Source organism: Bartonella sp. SL320, assembly GCF_059687635.1.
The window spans coordinates 1,269,761-1,289,552 of sequence record NZ_CM185143.1 but is presented as its reverse complement, the minus strand read 5'-3'; the positions used below and the strand labels follow the sequence as shown (position 1 = coordinate 1,289,552).

Genomic DNA, 19,792 nt, shown 5'->3' with positions numbered 1-19,792 from the left:
ATTAATCATATAAAAATAAATTTATTTTCTAATATTCGTGAAGTTTTTTGTAAAAAGAAGCACATTTTTAACAGATTTTGTTAAGGTAAACAGTTGCATAAGACACAATCATTAACGAAATGATTGCTATCAAAAAGTATCATTTTGTATAGAAAACTTAAGAGTATATTTCATTTCTTTCTCATTGTTTTTAGGAAGAATAGGAAGTTTTTGGTAGATAAAAACACACTTAAGGGAAGCTTTTTTATTTGGGGAGGATAGAGAGTGAAACTTTAACATTTCTCAATTTAAATATGTAATTAGTTTTTTTATACGACACAATAAATATGCTTATCTAAAGGATAATAAGAATTATAAGATCAATTTTATACTCAATGTTTAGCCTATTTTTAAAGAGTACTCTCTCATTGACCCATTGAGTCAAAAGTTAGATTTTTTCATAAACTTTTATGGTGATGTTGTCTCTGTAAAAAGAGTTTTAAAATCAGATCTTATAAAAATTCTTAAAGGATGCTTTTTGTTCACTTTCAATAAAGCTTCAGGAAATTGAAGCTTTATTGAATGATTTATTTTTTTTAATTTGCACGTTTATCTATAGAAACATAATCACGCATAGCATAACCTGTGTAGAGTTGGCGGGGACGACCAATTTTTTGTGCTGGGTCTTCAATCATTTCTTTCCACTGTGCTACCCATCCGACACTGCGTGCTAATGCAAAAAGAACAGTAAACATTTCGGTTGGAAAGCCTAGAGCTTTTAAGGTAATACCGGAATAGAAATCAACATTCGGATAAAGCTTTTTCTCAATAAAATATTCATCACTTAAGGCAATTTTTTCAAGTTCTATTGCAATATCCAGAAGTGGATCATCTTGAATGTTGAGCTCTTTTAAAACTTCATGACAGGTTTTTTGCATGATTTTCGCACGGGGGTCGTAATTTTTATAGACACGGTGTCCAAAACCCATAAGGCGGAAAGGGTCATTTTTATCTTTTGCACGTGCAATAAATTCAGGAATTCTTTTAATAGAACCTATTTCTTGCAGCATTTTTAGACATGCTTCATTGGCTCCACCATGTGCTGGTCCCCAAAGGCATGCAACACCTGCTGCAATACAAGCAAACGGATTAGCACCCGATGATCCAGCAAGACGGACCGTAGATGTAGAAGCATTTTGTTCATGATCTGCATGAAGAGTAAAGATTTGATCCATCGCTCGTGCAAGAACAGGGTTTACTTTATATTCTTCACAAGGAACAGCAAAGCACATATGAAGGAAATTTGCAGCATAACCAAGATCATTGCGTGGATAAACAAACGCTTGTCCAATACTATACTTATAGGCCATAGCAGCAAGTGTTGGAACTTTTGAGATAAGACGCACAGAAGCGATCATTCTCTGTTGAGGATCTGTAATGTCAATAGAGTCGTGATAGAACGCAGACATAGCGCCAAGGCAGGCAACCATGACGGCCATGGGATGCGAGTCACGACGAAAGCCGTGGAAGAAGCGTGAAAACTGTTCGTGGACCATGGTATGCTGCATGATACGTCGATCAAAGTCATTTTTTTCTTGCTGTGTCGGGAGTTCCCCATAAAGGAGCAAATAACAGCTTTCAAGAAAGTCTCCCTTTTCAGCCAATTGGTCGATAGGATATCCGCGATAAAGCAATATCCCTTTATCGCCATCAATATAAGTAATTTTTGATTCACAAGAAGCCGTGGAAGTAAAACCAGGGTCATAAGTAAAAGTATCGGTTTTTTTGTAGAGAGAAGCAATTTCGATGACATCAGGTCCACTCGTGCCTTTACGCAGGGGAAGCTCTACTTTTTTATCATTCACAATAATATGTGCGTTATTCTCAGACATTCGGCATTCCTTTCAGATCCTTCTCTTCTAAAAATTAAGACTCTGCTTCATCAGAGTGGAGATGTATAACTGAAGCTTTTCTTACTTAATATTAAAGGTAGATTGCATCTAAAAGTGAGTACATGCAATCTAAAAATATTTTCTTATCGATCATTATTACTCAATAAAAACTGTATTTCAATGATATAACATAAAAAAATTCTTTTAGATCGCTTTGAGATATCCGTATAGATACACTCAGGATACATCATGAACCTATGGTTGTGATAAGTTGGTCATTGATGCGGTGAAGAGATTCATCGCGTCCCAATAAAATAAGCACATCCAAAACACCTGGCGATGTGGTACATCCTGTAAGAGCTGCACGAAGTGGTTGGGCGATAGAGCCAAATTTAAGATTCTGTGTTTGGATATAAGAGCGAAGAGCTTCATCGAGGACTTTTGTGTCCCAAGAAGGGCAAGCTTTCAGAGCAAGATAAAGATCCTTTAAAATAGTTCGTCCATTTTCATCTAAGAGCATTTGGGCTTTTTCATCAAGTTGTAATGGCCGTTGCGTAAAAATGAAGGAAGCATTGTCAATCAGCTCGCACAGGTTTTTTGAACGTTCTTTCAAGTGTGGGATTGCTTTGAAAAATTGAATACGGCGCTGTTCATCAAGTCTTTCAATGATCTGTGCCCCCCCCTCTATTTCCGGTAGAATATCAAGAGCCGCATCAAAAAGTTCTTGATCCTTACTCATGCGCATGTAGTGCCCGTTGATGGAATCAAGCTTTTTGAGATCAAAACGAGCAGCACCTTTGTTAATATCTTCAATATCAAACCAAGAAATCATATCTTCAAGTGACATGAGTTCGTCATCACCATGACTCCATCCTAAACGGACAAGGTAATTGCGCAAAGCAGCAGGAAGGTATCCCATTGTTCGATAAGCATCAACACCGAGCGCACCATGCCGCTTTGATAACTTTGCACCATTTTCACCATGGATAAGAGGAATATGGGCCATAACAGGAATATCCCACCCCATTGCTTTAAAGATAATCGTTTGTCGGGCAGCATTGGTTAGGTGATCATCACCACGTATGATATGTGTGACACCCATATCATGATCATCAACGACAACAGCATGCATATAGGTAGGTGAACCATCAGAACGCAAAATGATAAAGTCATCTAAATCTTTATTAGGAAAACGAATATCTCCTTGAACACGGTCATGTACAATCGTTTCTCCATCTTCAGGGGCTTTGATACGAATAACAGGTTTGACACCTTGAGGCGCTTTAGAAGGGTCACGGTCACGCCAACGTCCATCATAACGTGGTGGGCGTCCTTCTGCACGGGCTTTTTCACGCATTTCAGCTAACTCTTCAGGTGAGGCATAACAATAATATGCTTTGCCATTTTTGACTAATTGTTCGGCAATTTGGCGGTGACGTTCTGCACGTTCGAATTGTGAAATAGGGGGACCATCATAACTAAGCCCCATCCAGTGCAAACCATCTATAATAGCTTTTACAGCGGCTTCAGTTGAGCGTTCTCGGTCTGTATCTTCAATGCGTAGAAGCATTTTTCCACCGGTATGTTTTGCATAAAGCCAATTAAAAAGAGCCGTACGAGCGCCACCAATATGAAGAAAGCCTGTGGGCGAGGGAGCAAAACGAGTAATAACAGACACGAATATTTTCCTTTAAATTATGAGATATTACTTATAGAACTTTATAAAAAGGTTATGTTAGCATAGGTTATGAGGTGTGCAATAGCTGCATTGCGAGTTAAAAGTGGGGGCGAGTTAAAAGTGGGGGGCGGATGTTTCATCAAAGTAAAGTTAAAGAGGGTTTATCCGCAAAATCTGTTACAGAAAGAAAAAAGCCATGTCAAATAGGGCAGCGTCTTTTTTCGAGGTGTAATGGTGCCAAGAATGGCGGTTATAATCAACAAAGATTCTTTTTATTGAAGCTTTTAAAAGAAGCAATCATTTTTGTTGGGAAATGGTTAGCAGATTGTATTAATAAAGAAGTTTCTTTTGGTATCCTTTTTTCGCTAACTTTGTTCTTTTTTTCTCTAGGAATCATTTTTTATTTTCATTTAGAACAAGAGCCAAGTTGGGGACAATTGGGGGCGTTTCTCAGTATTTTTCTGGGAATATTCTATAGTGCACATTTTTATCGAAAAATGTGGATTCCGACGTTTTTTTTGTTTTGTATCGTATTGGGAGCTTTGGCTGCCAAAATAGAAACCTGGCGTATTGCAACACCCATGTTAAGCAGCGACATTGTCACCACATTGACGGGAAGAATTGTTTCTATTGAATCAGGAACCAAAGGGAGATTCCGTTTAGTCTTGGATGTTTTGAACACAGAAAGGCCCATATTACGCCATCGTCTTCATCGTGTGTATCTATCGGCAAGATATTTGCCATCTGGATTAGCAATTGGTGATGGTTTGCATGGAAAAGTTAAGCTTCGTGCGTTCTTGGGGCCGGTGCGTCCAGGGGGCTACGATTTTAGTTTTCATAATTATTTTAAAGGAATTGGGGCTCAAGGCGTTTATTTAGGAAAACCAAGAAAAATATCCGTTGCAAAGCCTGATGCAATATTTGCTATCATTTTACAGAAAATTGAAAGTTTACGCACAAAGATAACACAAAGAATCCGATTAGCTCTTGAGGGAGAAAAGGGAAGTGTTGCTGCGGCTCTCATAACAGGACACCGTGCTGGCATTTCAAATGAGACAAATGAAGCGCTACGTACGGCTGGATTAGCCCATATTTTATCAATATCAGGTTTACATATGGCTTTGTTGAGTGGCATAGTTCTTTTGGGTGTTCGTAGTTTTTTAGCACTTTTTCCAGTTTTTTCTTCCTATTACTCCAGTAAAAAATTTGCTGCTATCGTTGCATTTATGATAACAGCGTTTTATTTGCTTTTGTCAGGTTTAGCGATATCAGCACAAAGAAGCTTTGTGATGATTGCTGTTATGTTGATTGCTATATTGTGTAATCGCTCTGCTGTAACAATGCGTAATTTTTCTATTGCAGGGTTGATAACTCTAGCGATTAGACCCCATGAAATATTGGGACCTAGTTTTCAAATGTCCTTTTCAGCGACAGTTGCTTTGATTGCGTTTTTTGATTGGTGGAGTGGACGGTCATTTTTTCGTAAAAGAAAAACATCCCCTTCTTATGTTGGAGGAGGAGTTATCAATGTTACTTTCTTATCGATACTTTCAATATGTGCATCTTCCCTTGTTGCAGGGAGTGCAAGCGGAATTTATGCTGCTTATCATTTTTCTAATACGGCATCTTTGAGTATTTTCAGTAATGCTTTTGCTTTGCCTATCATTTCAATGTTGGTTATTCCTTTTGGATTAATTGCAGTTCTGGCAATGTTAGGGGGGGTCGAATGGCTTCCTCTTCAAATTATGGGGTTTGGTATTGATCTTGTAATAAAGATTGCACAGACTATTAAGGCTATTTCTCCTGATTTAAATCCTGGTTTTATGCCGTTATCCGCGTTGGTTTTATTGAGTATAGGCTTGGTTGGGCTGACTTTTTGCAAAACACCTATCAGACTCCTTTTTAGTCTTTTTATCTTAGCTGGTATGTTTATTTGTGTCATGCATTCACCTATACAATTGATTATAGCCGATAATATGCGTCTTGTAGGTGTTATCCATGATAAAAAATTATATATTGATCGTCACCATTATTCTAAGTTTACGACATCCATATGGAAAAAGTCATTTCGTTTGAATGAAACGATTAAACCCACAAGGTATGGTCCTTCGTTTCACGGACAATTTATTTGTGATCGTCATGTATGTACGTCTTTATTAGAGAATAGATTAAAAGTTATGGTTTTACAGAGAGAAACAGATCAATGCTTAGAGGCAGATATTCTTATTCAGACACGTTTAATGCATAACAAAACATGCAACAACAAGGCAAAAATAATATTTATGCCTCAACAATTGCAATCAAGAGGAAGCGTTATGATAACGAAAGGTGGAGATGTTATTTGGTCTTCGCTAGGGTTTTATAGACCGTGGAATATGCACAGACAATATTCACAAAAAAAACTATAATTTGTCGCATTTTCTCATATCTAGATAATTAACCAAACAAAAATCAAGAGAAGATTTTTCTGATATATTTTTGCGTTGAAATAGAAAAGATAATTGTTGATTATTCCATTTTATTCTTATCATATATTTCTATAATGGGTAACATCTCTTCAAAAGAAAGTAGCAGTTAAGTTGCAATAAAGTGTATCAAAAGATTGCCTTTTATTATCGTTATTGCTGATGGTAATGGGGTGGTGTGTGTGTGTTGCTTGCGGATAATAAAAGGTAAAGTCATTCATGGATGTTCAGCGGTTAAAAAAAATGGCAGCTGCTAAAGCGCTTGAATTTATTGAAGATGGTATGCGGCTTGGTATTGGATCTGGTTCAACTGTTAATGAATTTATTCGTCTTCTTGGTGAGCGTGTTGCGGAGGGGCTGCGTGTGACGGGTGTTGCTACCTCACGATATTCTGAACAACTCTGTCATCAGTTTGGGGTGCCTGTTAGCACTCTAGAACAAATACCCGAACTTGATCTTGATATTGATGGAGCAGATGAAATTGGTCCTCAGATGTCTCTCATTAAAGGGGGAGGGGGAGCATTGTTGTATGAAAAAATTGTCGCATCGGCATCTCGTGCAATGCTTGTCATTGCTGATGAAACAAAGATAGTCAAAAGACTTGGTGCTTTTGCGCTACCGATTGAAGTGAATTCATTTGGTGTCCATACAACACGCAAAGCCATCGAAAAAGTTGCGTGTGATTTAGGACTTTCTGGAGAAATTTCATTGCGAATGAATGGAAAAAAGCCTTTTGAAACAGATGGTGGTCATTTTATTCTTGATGCATCTTGGGGATGCATTTTGCAGCCCAAATTATTATCAGACGCGCTTCTTGCCATTCCTGGGGTTGTTGAGCATGGTCTTTTTTTGGGGGTGGCTTCACGTGCAATTGTCGCTATGGCTGATGGTCAAATAAAAGTTTTAGAGCCATTTGATTTTTAGAAAAGACATTTGCATGGTGATGTGGTAGCACAGTAAAAAAGATTTTGGGTAGAATAACGAATTTAAATTATAATTAGCGATTGGGGTAATCATTAAATGAGAGTAATATTTTCTTTTCAGCGTTTTTTCGTATACTTAGCTGCAATTACCGTTTTTTTTAATATTGGCATGGTTCATGCGCAAGGTGTGAGTGAGCAGCATTTAGATGCTGCACGAAAGGCAATCAGAGCTATTCATGCAACGGATCAGTTTGATAGTTTTTTACCAAATGCAGTCCACGATTTTAAAAATGAATTGATTAGTGATGATCCGAATTTGGCAACAACTATTTCTGATATTGTTGATAAGCAGGCGCTTGCTTTAATTAAAAGGCGCTCTGATCTAGAAAAAGAGGTTGCTCATGTGTATGCAAAATATTTTACGCAAAAAGAGCTTGATGCAATCACAGCATTTTATAATTCTGATACCGGTAAAAAGTTTTTGAAAGAAGTTCCTAATATCGCACGTGATTCCTATTCTGCATTTGATGTATGGCGTTCTGCTCTTATGCAAGATCTTGTAGAAAATGTAAAAAAAGAAATGTCTGAAACACTTAATTTGGATAATACTGCGATTCCTACAAAATCAGAATCTCCAGAAAGTAAAAAATAGTCTGATGGATATCATAACAGCAATAGGCAATTTCTGATTTTTAAAGAGCGGCGGTTTTTCCGCCGTTTTTAATATTTTAATTTAAAAATCCGTTCTTTTTAACTATAAAAAATGCTTCTTCAAAAGAAAAAAACTTTTCTTTGAAAATAAATGATCTTAGCTTATTGTTGCAGATATATTAAGAAGGAATAGTTTGTGAGCTCATTTGATTTTGATTTATTTGTTATTGGAAGTGGTTCTGGTGGGGTGCGTGCAGCACGGCTTGCAGGAGGTCTTGGTAAGCGTGTCGCTATAGCAGAGGAATATCGCATAGGGGGAACTTGTGTTATTCGCGGTTGTGTTCCCAAAAAACTTTATGTTTATGCTTCACAATATACAAAAGAATTTAAGAAAAGCGTTGGTTTCGGGTGGAAATATGCGGATCCAATTTTTAGCTGGGAAAAGTTGGTTGAGGCTAAAAATAAAGAAATATCAAGATTAGAAGGGCTGTATCGTCAGGGATTAGAAAATAACAATGTGCATATTTATGAAAGTCGTGCTACTTTTATCGATGATCACACATTAGAGCTTTCTGCTACCGGTGAGCGCGTAACTGCAGAAAAAATTTTGATTGCAACGGGGGCGAAAGTTGCACCAAATACGACCATAGAAGGCGCTGATTTTTGCCTGACATCTAATGAGATTTTTGATCTTGATGAACTTCCAAAATCAATAGTCATTGTTGGTGGTGGGTATATTGGTGTTGAGTTTGCTAATATTTTTCATGAGCTAGGTGTAAAAACGACACTCCTTCATCGTGGTGATTTAATTCTCCGTGATTTTGATCATGATTTGCGGCAATTGCTCAGCGATTCAATGATTGAAAAAGGGATTTCTATTCTCTATGGCGTAACAATTTCTAAAGTGCAGGCGGCAGAAAATTGTTATACTGTTGTTTTATCCAATGGGCAAACGATCAAGACCGATCAAGTTATGTTAGCTATGGGGCGTATGCCTAATACCGTTGGTTTAGGACTTGAGAGGGCAGGTATAAAAGTGAATGCGTTTGGTGGTGTTATTGTTGATGAAAAAATGACAACAAATATCCCCCATATTTGGGCTGTAGGGGATGTAACAGGTCATATTCAATTAACACCTGTTGCGATACATGATGCCATGTGTTTCGTGAAGACAGCATTTGAGAATATTCCTACAAAACCTGATTATGATTTAATTACAACGGCCGTTTTTTCACAGCCTGAAATTGGAACAGTAGGTCTTTCAGAAGAAGAGGCCATACAGCGTTATAAGCGTCTTGAAATTTATCGTACTATTTTTCGTCCTATGCGTAATGTTCTTTCCGGTAGTTTAGAGAAAATGTTTATGAAACTCATTGTTGATGGTGAAAGCCGTATTGTTGTAGGTGCTCATATTTTAGGAGAAAATGCCGGTGAGATGGCACAGCTTATTGGAATATCTCTCAAAGGTAGGCTGACGAAGGATATCTTTGATGAAACAATGGCGGTGCATCCAACGATGGCAGAAGAATTTGTGACGATGTATAAACCAAGTTATATATATGAAAATGGAAAGAAGATAGAAAGTTAAACAGCCCTTAAGTTTGATAAAAAGTTTTTGATATGCCAAGCTGGAAGCTTAATTTTTTAGAGAGAGCGTAATGATAAAAGAATGGGCGCCTGACTCTTGGAGAGAAAGGCCAATTAAACAAGTTCCGACTTATCCAGATAAGTCTATGTTAGAAGATGTTGAACGAAAGCTGAGAAGCTATCCTCCTTTGGTTTTTGCGGGTGAAGCACGTGATTTAAAAAATGAATTAGCGGCTGTTGCGAAAGGCAGGGCTTTTTTATTACAAGGTGGAGATTGTGCCGAAAGCTTTGCCGAACATGAAGCTGATAATATCCGTGATTTTTTTCGTGTATTTTTGCAAATGGCGATTGTTTTAACCTTTGGGAGTTCTAAACCCGTTGTTAAAATTGGTCGTATTGCTGGTCAATTTGCAAAGCCTCGTTCTTCTGATATAGAAAAAAAAGATGGCGTTGAATTTCCTGCTTATCGGGGGGATATTATTAATGGCATTGAATTTGGAGCTGATTCTCGTATTCCAGATCCACAACGGATGTCTATGGCTTATCGCCAATCTGCGGCAACACTTAATCTGTTGCGCGCTTTTTCACAAGGTGGTTATGCTAATTTAGAAAATGTTCACACATGGATGTTGGGTTTTGTTTCTAACAGTCCGCAGGGGGAGCGTTATGAATTATTGGCAGAACGTATTTCTGAAGCAATTGATTTTATGCGTTCCATAGGGATCACATCCAAAACGCATTCTTCATTGCGTGAAACATCTTTTTATACCAGTCATGAAGCACTTTTGCTTGGTTATGAAGAGGCTTTGACGCGGATTGATTCAACTTCAGGAAATTGGTATGCAACATCTGGCCATATGTTATGGATTGGTGACCGTACACGTCAGATTGATCATGCTCACGTTGAATATTGCCGCGGCATTAAAAATCCCATAGGATTAAAGTGTGGTCCTTCTATTGAACCTGATGAGCTTTTAAGATTAATTGATATTTTGAATCCTGAGAACGAACTGGGGCGTCTTACACTTATTACGCGCTTTGGTTATGATAAGGTTGAAAGTTATCTTCCGCAACTTATCCGTGCCGTTGAACGGGAAAAGCGTGAGGTTATATGGTCCTGTGATCCAATGCATGGCAATACAATTACTGCCAACGGTTATAAGACGCGCCCCTTTGAATATGTGTTAAAAGAAGTAGAGAACTTTTTTGCTGTGCATCGTGGAGAGGGAACCTATCCAGGAGGCATTCATATTGAGATGACAGGTCGTGATGTAACCGAATGTACGGGGGGGGCGCATGCTATTTCTGTAGAAGATTTATCTGATCGCTATCATACGCAATGTGATCCACGATTAAATGCAGATCAAGCATTAGAATTGGCTTTTCTTGTTGCTGAACTCCTTAAAAAGAATCGTGCAACTGACCCGTTAGCACTGGCTGCTGGTAAGTAGATAAATATCTTCCTAACATCTTTTATTTTAGATCATTATGGTCATTTTAAAAGAAGTAATATTTTTCAATGATGAAGAATAAAGTTGTGGTCGCCAAACAGATGAAGTGATACAAAGGTTTATGAAAAATGATTTTCGGATAGCAGTTGCTCAATTAAATCCCATTGTCGGTGATATTGAAGGAAATTTTTCTCTTGCTGTTATGGCGCATCAAACGGCCAAAGAAGAGGGGGCTGACCTTGTTTTATTCACGGAGCTTTTTATAAGTGCTTATCCGCCGGAAGATCTTATTTTAAAACCTGCTTTTACAAAAACATGTGAAGAGGCTGTTGAGAAATTAGCAAAAACAACCATAGGTGGACCAGGAATTGTTATTGGTCTCCCATTAAGGCGTAATGGCTATATTTACAATGGTGTCATGCTTCTTGATGAAGGGCGAGTCATTGCTGAAAGCTTGAAGTTTGATTTACCTAATTACGCTGAGTTTGATGAAAAGCGTCTATTTTCCCCTGGACCACGTCCTGAGCCGATTAATTATCATGGAATAAAATTGGGAATAGTGATTTGTGAAGATATTTGGAATGATTCTTCTTTATGTGAAGAACTTGGCAATAAAGGGGCTGAGATGATTCTGGTTCTTAATGGATCTCCCTATTATCGTAATAAAACGCAAAAGCGGATAGACGTTGCTCGTGCACATGCACTTCAATCTGGGCTGCCAGTTATCTATGCTAATCAAGTTGGTGGTCAGGATGAATTGGTTTTTGATGGGGGATCTTTTGCCTTGAATGGACAAGGCAAAACGGTATTTCAAATGAAACATTTTGACAGCCATCTTTCTTTAAGTCATTGGCAACAAACAACGACAGAATGGCACTGTATTTCAGGTCCTAATGAAAGTCTTTTCAATGGATTAGCTGCTGATTATCAGGCTTGTGTTTTAGGTTTGAAAGATTACGTTAATAAAAACGGCTTTAAGGATGTTATTCTTGGTCTTTCAGGAGGAATTGATTCAGCCCTTTGTACGGCAATGGCGGTGGATGCTCTTGGTGCTGAGAGGGTTCGCACCATTATGATGCCCTATCACTATACTTCGCAAGAATCATTACAAGATGCTAAAGAATGTGCTGATCTTTTAGGATGCCATTATGAAATCATACCGATTGAGCAAGCTGTTGAGGCTTTTTTGAATATAGTATCGCCTCTTTTTGTAGGCTTATCCTCTGATGTGACGGAAGAAAATCTTCAAAGTCGTATCCGTGGCACACTTTTAATGGCTCTTTCAAATAAATTTGGGTCAATGGTGGTAACAACAGGCAATAAGTCAGAAATGGCTGTGGGATATGCAACACTGTATGGTGATATGAATGGCGGATTTAATCCCCTTAAAGATATTTATAAAATACAAGTGTATGAATTAGCTGAGTGGCGCAATAAAAATCACTTACATAATTTAAAAGGACCAAAAGGAATTGTCATTCCGCCCAATATTATAGAAAAAGCACCTTCTGCAGAGCTGCGGGAAAATCAAAAAGATGAAGATTCTCTTCCCCCTTATCCTATTTTAGATGATATCTTGCAATCTCTTGTAGAAAATGACATGAGTATTTGTGATATTGTTCAGCGTGGGCATTTGCGGGAAACTGTTGAGAAAATTGAACAGCTTCTTTATGGTGCTGAATATAAAAGGCGACAATCTGCACCCGGTGTAAAAATCAGTTACAAGAATTTCGGACGCGATCGTCGTTATCCCATTGTCAATCATTTTCGCGATAAAAATTGAGTATTCTTTTATGGTTAAAGTTCGTTTTGCTCCCTCTCCAACAGGTTATATTCACATTGGCAATATCCGTAGTGCGCTTTTCAATTGGCTTCATGCGCAAGCACATAAGGGAAAGTTTATTTTGCGCTATGATGATACAGATATTGAGCGTTCTAAACAGGAATATATCGATGCTATTGCTGTTGACCTTGAATGGCTTGGAATCCAACCCGATGAAATTTATTACCAATCTAAGCGATTTAAGCGATATGATGAAGTGGCAGAAATTCTCAAACAACGCGGTCTTCTTTATCCTTGTTATGAAACAGCGGAAGAATTAGAGCGACGTCGTAAAATCCAGCTTTCACGCAAACTGCCTCCCATTTATGACCGTGCAGCATTGAAGTTGACAGCAGAAGAGAAAAAAAACTTTGAATCACAAGGTCGTAAACCCCATTGGCGTTTTCTTCTTCCTAATTTTGAAAATAATCCTTTGCAAACAAAGAGAACAGATGTTTGTTGGAATGATGCCGTAAAGGGAAAGTTAACGATTGATTTGGCTTCTCTTTCAGACCCTGTTCTTATTCGTGAAGATGGAACCTATCTTTATACATTACCGTCTGTTGTAGATGATGTAGATATGGCCATTACACATATTATTCGTGGCGATGATCATGTTACAAATACAGGTGCTCAGATTGCTCTTTTTAAAGCTCTGGATGCAGAATTACCGGTTTTTGGTCATTTTAATTTATTAGCGACAGTTTTAGGAAAAGGATTTTCAAAACGTAACAATGATCTTTCTATTCGTTCTCTACGGGAAGAAGGATTTGAATCGATAGCTGTTCAATGTCTTGCTGTTTTGATTGGGACATCACAAAATGTGCATCCCTATCCCCATCAAGCAGCGCTTTTAGAACACTTTAATTTACAAAATACATCAAAATCGGTGGCAAAATTTGATATTGCTGATCTTTATACTTTAAATAGTCACCTTGTTCATGAATTAAATTATGAGGACGTTAAAACGCGTCTTCAAAATCTTTCTATTGAAGGAGAAAAGGCGGAGTATTTTTGGAATGCGATAAAAGGCAATATTGATAAAGTCAATGATGCTGTCTTGTGGTGGAAAATCATTCATGATGAACAGAGTTTTGATACCGTTGCACCAGAGGATCGCGCATTCGTACAGCAGTCACTTGATTTCTTACCTGAAGGTGTCTTGAAGGATGAAAGTTGGCAAGTTTGGACGACAGCCTTAAAAGAAAAAACCGGACGGAAAGGAAAGTCTCTATTTATGCCATTACGTCAAGCACTTACGGGCATGGATCATGGACCAGAAATGGGAAAGCTTTTACAGCTTTTAGGGCGTGAAAAAGTAATAGAAAGACTCTCTGGGAAATAAGAGAAACTTTTTTAAAAGCATTTTCTATTTATTTTACGCTTACAGAGAGAAAAGCGTGAGTTTATTTACGCGTTTTTATCAGCATGAATGCAGGAATATCATCACCAAACCCAAGGGGTACGTAATTCCTATTTTTTCGTGGGCGCTGTTGCTCAGATGGACTTTCTTTACTTTTCACGTTTTTGATAGGGTCTATTTTATTCTCTTTTACGGACTTTTTAGAGGGGGTAACGGATTCTTTTCGAGCAGTTTTCTTTGATGATTGTGAAGATTCTTTCTTTACAACAATATCTTCTGTTTGATCATCGGTTATCAAAGTTGAGAGATCTCCATTGAGCCATTCAATTTTTTCATGACTCATTTCTTCAATAGCGTTGATATATTTTTGATCCTCTTTTGTGACGATTGTAAAAGCTTTCCCACGACGATTTGCACGCCCTGTACGACCAATTCGATGGATATAGTCTTCAGCATGTGTAGGAACATCATAATTAAACACATGACTTACCGCGGGGATATCGAGACCACGGGCAGCAACATCAGAAGCAACCAAAAGCGTAAGTTTATTATTTTTAAAATCAGCGAGCGTGTTCATGCGTGAATACTGATCCATATCTCCATGAAGTGCCCCGACATTAAAGTTATGTTTAACGAGAGATCTAAAAAGTTCGGAGATATCTCTCTTTCGATTACAGAAAATGATGGCATTTTGCAGCGCAGCCCCTTCATTTTGGATAAGTTCTCGTAAAACCGCTCTTTTATCCCATGATTTATTGCCGGATTTGACAAGCCTTTGTGTAATTGTGGTCGCTGTTGAAGAAGCTTTTGTAACTTCAACAGATACAGGAGAATGTAAAAATTGTTTCGTTAGCTTTGTAATTTCTGGCGCCATTGTTGCAGAAAAGAACAAAGTTTGACGCGTAAAAGGAGTTAGTTTACAGATGCGTTCAATATCAGGAATAAATCCCATATCCAACATACGATCAGCTTCATCAATTACAAGAATTTCAACACCCATAAGGAGTAATTTACCGCGCTCGAAATGATCAAGAAGGCGCCCAGGTGTTGCGATAAGAACATCCGCTCCTCGTTCAAGTTTGCGATCTTGGTGTTCAAAAGAAACTCCACCAATTAAAAGAGCAACATTTAAACGATGATTTATTCCATATTTATCGAAATTTTCTTCAACTTGGGCCGCAATTTCCCGTGTTGGCTCCAAGATGAGCGTACGAGGCATTCGTGCTCTTGCACGACCTTTTTCAAGGAGAGTGAGCATAGGCAATACGAAAGAGGCGGTTTTCCCTGTTCCCGTTTGAGCAATTCCTAGAACGTCTTTTCTTTGAAGAACATGAGGAATGGTTTCACTTTGAATAGGTGTTGGAACTGTATATCCCGCTGACTTTACTGCATTAATAACCTTTGCAGAAAGACCTAAATCATCAAAACTGTTTAAAGATGGTATCATTTTTTTTATCAATTGCTCTGAGATTTTAACTTCGCACTCTCAATGATGAGTATAATTAATATCCCCCACTCTTAGAAGAGTGTTAAGATACTTTCAGAAAAAACACAACTATAACAATCATATACATATAAAGCACATAATACAATCATTAATAGCGAAATTGTTCTGATAAAATGCGCTCATCCCATGAATGATTTGAGTCAAAAAGGATTGAAGCTGTTACTTCTGTTGCCATTGAAATAGTTACTGAATGGACAGATTTAACTTCAACATTATCAGCAGCAGCATTAACAGGGCGTTTGTCGGGTTCGAGCATATCAAAGCGTACTGTTACTGTATCGGGAAGCAATGCGCCATGCCAACGTCGAGGGCGAAATGGGCTAACGGGTGTGAGGGCCATAAGGGGGGCCATAAGGGGGAGAATAGGTCCTTGTGCTGATAAATTATAGGCGGTTGATCCTGCAGGTGTTGCGACGAGGACACCATCACAACTTAATTGTTCCATGCGTACATTATTATCAATACTGATACGAATTTTTGCTGCTTGATAAGATTGTCGAAAGAGGGATACTTCATTAATGGCAAGCGCTTCGATAGATCCTTGACATTCAGTTTTTGCAATCATACGCAAAGGATGGATTTCTTTTTTATGGGCGTCAGCAATACGATTAGGTAATTCTTTTTCATGAAATTCATTCATAAGAAATCCTACAGAACCTTGATTCATACCATAAATAGGTTTTCCAGTGTTCATCACGTCTCGTACTGTTTGTAACATTGTTCCATCACCGCCAATAGCAACAACAATATCAGTTTCTTCCAAAGAAGAATGACCATAAACGGAAATTAATTTATGAGTAGCTTTAAGAGCTTCCTCTGTTTCTGCGGAAATAAAATGAAAGCGACTTGGTACTGTAGTCATTTAAGAATTATCCTGATACTTATACTTTATTTTGTAGCCTATTTTTTAAGAGTTTTGAAGTTGCAATAAAAGCTCTTTTTATAATAAAAAGAGTATTGAAGACAAAAAGATAAGCTATTTCAAGATAAAGCATCATTGTAGAAAAAAGAAGATTGCGTCGTTAGATAATTTACAAACAAGTAATTTTTTTATTAAAACGGTTATTTAAACATTGAAGCTGAGAGTATGATTGGTTAAAAGATCACAACTGATTTTGATAATCAGTGTGGAGCACCCGTAGCTCAGCTGGATAGAGCGCTGCCCTCCGAAGGCAGAGGTCACAGATTCGAATTCTGTCGGGTGCACCAAATTCTTCAATTTAACAGCATCCTCAATAACAATTTTCCCTAAAAGAATTGAATTCCCTCTTTATGAAAATGGTCATTTGAGTTGTTTACTAAGTTTTGTAGCGGATGAGCAAATCATTTTGAGAGAAGTAGAATTTACGATTGCATTTATAATTTTTCGGTTAATCATTTTGAATATCGAGATAAAAAAGCAAAACGATCTCAATATGCTTTCAATTTAAATGTGAACACATATAACATAAAAATTCATTTAATTCACTCTGTTATGATGTAACTGATTCAGCCATGTTAACATTAGAGCGTTAAATATGTTGCGATGGCTATTAAAATAGATAGATCTGCTTTTATTCTCTAAGCTAAAGGCTTTTATGGTGAAATGGGATGCGGATGAGAATATTAACCGCTAGAGGAATAATAAGGAGTTGGGGGAAAAGTAACTATCTAGATTTAAATTCTTTAAAAATCGCTCTATGCAGTATGGTTATCATGGTTTTTGTGGGGGGATTGGGTGATTTCTCTATACACCAATATTACCAGTTATACTGGATGAGGGATTGTTTACCTTTAATCAACTTTCTTATATAGCCAGTGCTAATTATGGTGGTTATTTAGTTGGGAATATGTTTTTTACATTTAGTAGAATTGGGAATATATCTCTTGCTCCTTGCATGCTATTTGGTTCAGCCATAGTGACAACAGCACTTATTATCTCTATGACATTAGCTGTTTTGAGCCGTTTTTCTGCTGGTGTACACGTGTTGCAATGATGGTTTTGGGTTCTATTATGATTATGTAGTATAACCATAATGGGCGAATTATTTCTTCGCTTTATGCGGGTGTAGGAATGGGTATTCTACTAGGTAATGAATATGTTACTGTTGGTCTGAGCAGAGCGTTTGACGTGACAAACATTTGGTGTGGAGCCGGCTTAATATCGATTGTATTGTTATTTTTTTGTTTCCACATCGTATTGATAAGCCTTAATTTTCTGTTAATGTACCGTTAGCGCATGAAAATATTGTTTGATGGAAATTTGCTTTACTTCACAGGTTAGAGGGATTTGGTTACATTATTGTCGCAGCATATCTTTCACTGATGGCAAAAACATTTAATTTCCAACCCTTTTCAAGTCACTTATGGTTGCTTGTTGGAAGTGCCATTGTTCCTAGTTGTTTTATCTGGTTGTGGGCAGCACATCGGCGGGAGATACTACGTTGTCTGATGTTCAATTTACTTATCCAAGGAGGATGCATCTTATTGGCACTCTTTAGCTAGTTTCCCATTCTGGTAATCATCAGTTGCTGAGGGTTTGGATTCACTTTTATGGGGACGGTCTCTCTAGTTATGCCGCTAGCTAAACGTTTACGTACGCCACATGGCATAAATCTATTTGGAGCTGTTACATTAACTTACGGCGTTGGCCAAATACTGGGACGAGTCTTATGCAATTTGGTTCATATACTATTACATTATCAGTTATCTATGGTGCTGTCGCATTCTTTTCAGCTGCTGGAATCTGCCAATATTTTCTTTGTAAAAAGATGGTTGGTATTTGGATAAATTAACAACCTTCACTAAAAAACAAAAAAACTATAATGATCCACTTGACCCAAGTGATCCGCAAAAATATCGTAGCAATGAAATTAATTTAAGCCATGCAATTTTTCATGTTGACAATAGTATAAGTTATTTTGGAAGTCTTTTATGATGCTTTTATTATTCTAATAAGGAGATGACAGTATATCTCACTCTAAAGTTGCTATTTTGAGCGTTATAGAAACAGTATTTTCGAACGTTTGCTCACGCTTTATTGCCATTATCCGCTTTCTGGGGACATTGATATTTTATTAATTAATTCCAACAAGATCGAAACAGGTGTGCATAGTGTGCACCATCCCGATCATTTGTTCGTTAACATAACTAGCCTAACAAATTACTTTATTTAGTGATGATACGGTTAAGAATATAGGGCCTATTCGTAAAGGGCTCAATTTTTATCAATGAGCTATTCAACCAGGCTATCGTAATATTAATGGTGTTTTTTCTCGTACAAAACATGATGAAAAAGAGCAGAGAAAATGATTATTTATCACGTCGTTTGTTAGGCGAGTACTTATTCTTGGGCGTACAGAGAGTTCACGCGAAATTTACCTTCTGCTATTCGTATTAAGGAGATACGACAAAGAGCTGAAAATCTCCATCACTGCCTAAATAGCCATAAGGTGGATATTGTTTTGGCAGAAGGTTATCATGACAGTGCAGATTTCGTTTATATCACGACAGGCTAGGGTAAGAATATATATTCTCAACATGATGACAGCCTGCAACAGTTTGTGATTACTCATCAAAAGAGAAATGTGCTTCTGGACTATTATCCAACGTCTCATCTAATTGAACAGCTGGATTCTATAGCGCCTCAATCTCGTGTGTTGAATCAAGGAATCGGATTAAGTGCCTATGATGTCTTGTCGCAGTTGACTTACGACCGTGGTGGTAACTTTACGGAAGATGCTGGTCAGCTGCACTAACACCAAGCGAAAAAAGAACCTACGATAGCTCCATTCTCTCGTCAAACACTGCCTTTTAGTCGTCGTGGCGTTAGTCAGAAAGGTGATGTGGTGAATAATATGGATATTCATTCTTTACTCTTGATGTGATACATCATCGGCAAATGCAGCAATAGCATTGCTATCGGTTCGCCACAACTAAATTTAAAAACACAGATCTTGCCACTGTTGCTTAAAGAAATGAGCGATGTTTATCGAAGTACGTAACTGGAGCGCTGATTTTCCTCTAGATCTTATGTTGTTACTCCCAAAGATACAAATGTTTTATTTTGATGACGATTTTTCTTTTATTCGTAATATTTCTTCTCAGGGCATCATTCGGCCATTTATAAATCATCAATATCATACTGTGGGTATCGACATTAATCGTCATCAGAATCCTATAAATACAGAAGGACAAGTACAAAATATATTATGGGTGTTGGGTAACCCTGTAGAGAGGATAAACTTTTATACATATATTGTGTCTAGATCATTAGTTAATTCGCGAGCACTGCAGGATGCATGATATATATATGAGTAGCTATATCATCGCTACTCAGCTAAAAATACGACAGTGAATGTACATTGATGATATAAATTTTTTTAGTACGCATATTGTCAGTATCTGCTATAGCAACGATATTAATACACTTCGTTTTTTCACATCTACTTCAATAAGAGCTTGGCTATTTGTTTTATTGGGTGGCGTTACTGTT

Annotated in this window: 14 protein-coding genes, 1 tRNA gene and 1 pseudogene; 12 read left to right on the top strand and 4 right to left on the bottom strand. The window is 37.6% G+C overall.

Annotated elements, in window-relative coordinates; genetic code table 11:
• Positions 1-575: 575 nt before the first annotated feature.
• Entirely contained in the window at positions 576-1,871 is a 1,296-nt protein-coding gene (gene gltA / locus AC6ER8_RS05340; RefSeq protein WP_497077714.1) for a citrate synthase, read from the bottom strand.
• Between the two features lie 247 nt (positions 1,872-2,118).
• Positions 2,119-3,549, bottom strand: a complete 1,431-nt coding sequence (gene gltX, locus AC6ER8_RS05335; protein ID WP_497077713.1) for a glutamate--tRNA ligase — start codon at positions 3,547-3,549, stop codon at positions 2,119-2,121.
• A 131-nt stretch (positions 3,550-3,680) separates the two neighbouring features.
• Between gltX (AC6ER8_RS05335) and AC6ER8_RS05330 the strand changes: the two genes are divergently transcribed.
• The 7 genes from AC6ER8_RS05330 to gltX (AC6ER8_RS05300) all read left to right on the top strand — a co-directional run bounded on the left by AC6ER8_RS05330 (position 3,681) and on the right by gltX (AC6ER8_RS05300) (position 13,793).
• Complete coding sequence (locus AC6ER8_RS05330; protein WP_497077712.1) at positions 3,681-5,957, top strand: ComEC/Rec2 family competence protein; 2,277 nt, start codon at positions 3,681-3,683, stop codon at positions 5,955-5,957.
• Positions 5,958-6,233: 276 nt separating this feature from the next.
• Positions 6,234-6,938 (top strand): ribose-5-phosphate isomerase RpiA, encoded by a 705-nt coding sequence (gene rpiA, locus AC6ER8_RS05325; RefSeq protein WP_497077711.1) that lies wholly within the window; start codon positions 6,234-6,236, stop codon positions 6,936-6,938.
• A gap of 96 nt (positions 6,939-7,034) precedes the next feature.
• A complete protein-coding gene (locus AC6ER8_RS05320; RefSeq protein WP_497077710.1) occupies positions 7,035-7,589 on the top strand; it encodes a DUF2059 domain-containing protein in 555 nt (184 codons plus the stop codon).
• Between the two features lie 195 nt (positions 7,590-7,784).
• Positions 7,785-9,176 (top strand): glutathione-disulfide reductase, encoded by a 1,392-nt coding sequence (gor, locus tag AC6ER8_RS05315; protein WP_497077709.1) that lies wholly within the window; start codon positions 7,785-7,787, stop codon positions 9,174-9,176.
• A 70-nt stretch (positions 9,177-9,246) separates the two neighbouring features.
• Positions 9,247-10,626 (top strand): class II 3-deoxy-7-phosphoheptulonate synthase, encoded by a 1,380-nt coding sequence (locus AC6ER8_RS05310; RefSeq protein ID WP_497077708.1) that lies wholly within the window; start codon positions 9,247-9,249, stop codon positions 10,624-10,626.
• Positions 10,627-10,747: 121 nt separating this feature from the next.
• Complete coding sequence (locus AC6ER8_RS05305) at positions 10,748-12,409, top strand: NAD+ synthase (protein ID WP_497077707.1); 1,662 nt, start codon at positions 10,748-10,750, stop codon at positions 12,407-12,409.
• Between the two features lie 10 nt (positions 12,410-12,419).
• Positions 12,420-13,793 carry a glutamate--tRNA ligase gene (gltX, locus tag AC6ER8_RS05300; protein WP_497077706.1) on the top strand — a complete coding sequence of 458 codons (1,374 nt, stop codon included), beginning with the start codon at positions 12,420-12,422 and terminating at the stop codon, positions 13,791-13,793.
• A gap of 61 nt (positions 13,794-13,854) precedes the next feature.
• Here gltX (AC6ER8_RS05300) and AC6ER8_RS05295 read toward each other — a convergent pair whose 3' ends face one another.
• Positions 13,855-15,258, bottom strand: coding sequence for a DEAD/DEAH box helicase (locus AC6ER8_RS05295; protein ID WP_497077705.1), 1,404 nt, complete (start codon positions 15,256-15,258; stop codon positions 13,855-13,857).
• A gap of 148 nt (positions 15,259-15,406) precedes the next feature.
• Positions 15,407-16,180, bottom strand: coding sequence for an NAD kinase (locus tag AC6ER8_RS05290; RefSeq protein WP_497077704.1), 774 nt, complete (start codon positions 16,178-16,180; stop codon positions 15,407-15,409).
• 270 nt (positions 16,181-16,450) lie between these two features.
• Between AC6ER8_RS05290 and AC6ER8_RS05285 the strand changes: the two genes are divergently transcribed.
• The 5 genes and pseudogenes from AC6ER8_RS05285 (at position 16,451) to AC6ER8_RS05265 (ending at position 19,055) form a co-directional block, all read left to right on the top strand.
• A tRNA-Arg gene (locus tag AC6ER8_RS05285) sits at positions 16,451-16,527 on the top strand.
• Positions 16,528-17,081: 554 nt separating this feature from the next.
• Positions 17,082-17,294, top strand: a complete 213-nt coding sequence (locus tag AC6ER8_RS05280) for a YbfB/YjiJ family MFS transporter (protein WP_497077703.1) — start codon at positions 17,082-17,084, stop codon at positions 17,292-17,294.
• Positions 17,295-17,371: 77 nt separating this feature from the next.
• The gene (locus AC6ER8_RS05275; RefSeq protein ID WP_497077702.1) at positions 17,372-17,533 is read left to right on the top strand and encodes a hypothetical protein; all 162 of its coding nucleotides are present in this window, start codon (positions 17,372-17,374) and stop codon (positions 17,531-17,533) included.
• A gap of 62 nt (positions 17,534-17,595) precedes the next feature.
• A pseudogene (locus tag AC6ER8_RS05270) lies at positions 17,596-18,087 on the top strand (YbfB/YjiJ family MFS transporter).
• A 797-nt stretch (positions 18,088-18,884) separates the two neighbouring features.
• Positions 18,885-19,055 (top strand): hypothetical protein, encoded by a 171-nt coding sequence (locus tag AC6ER8_RS05265; RefSeq protein WP_497077701.1) that lies wholly within the window; start codon positions 18,885-18,887, stop codon positions 19,053-19,055.
• Positions 19,056-19,792 lie beyond the last annotated feature (737 nt).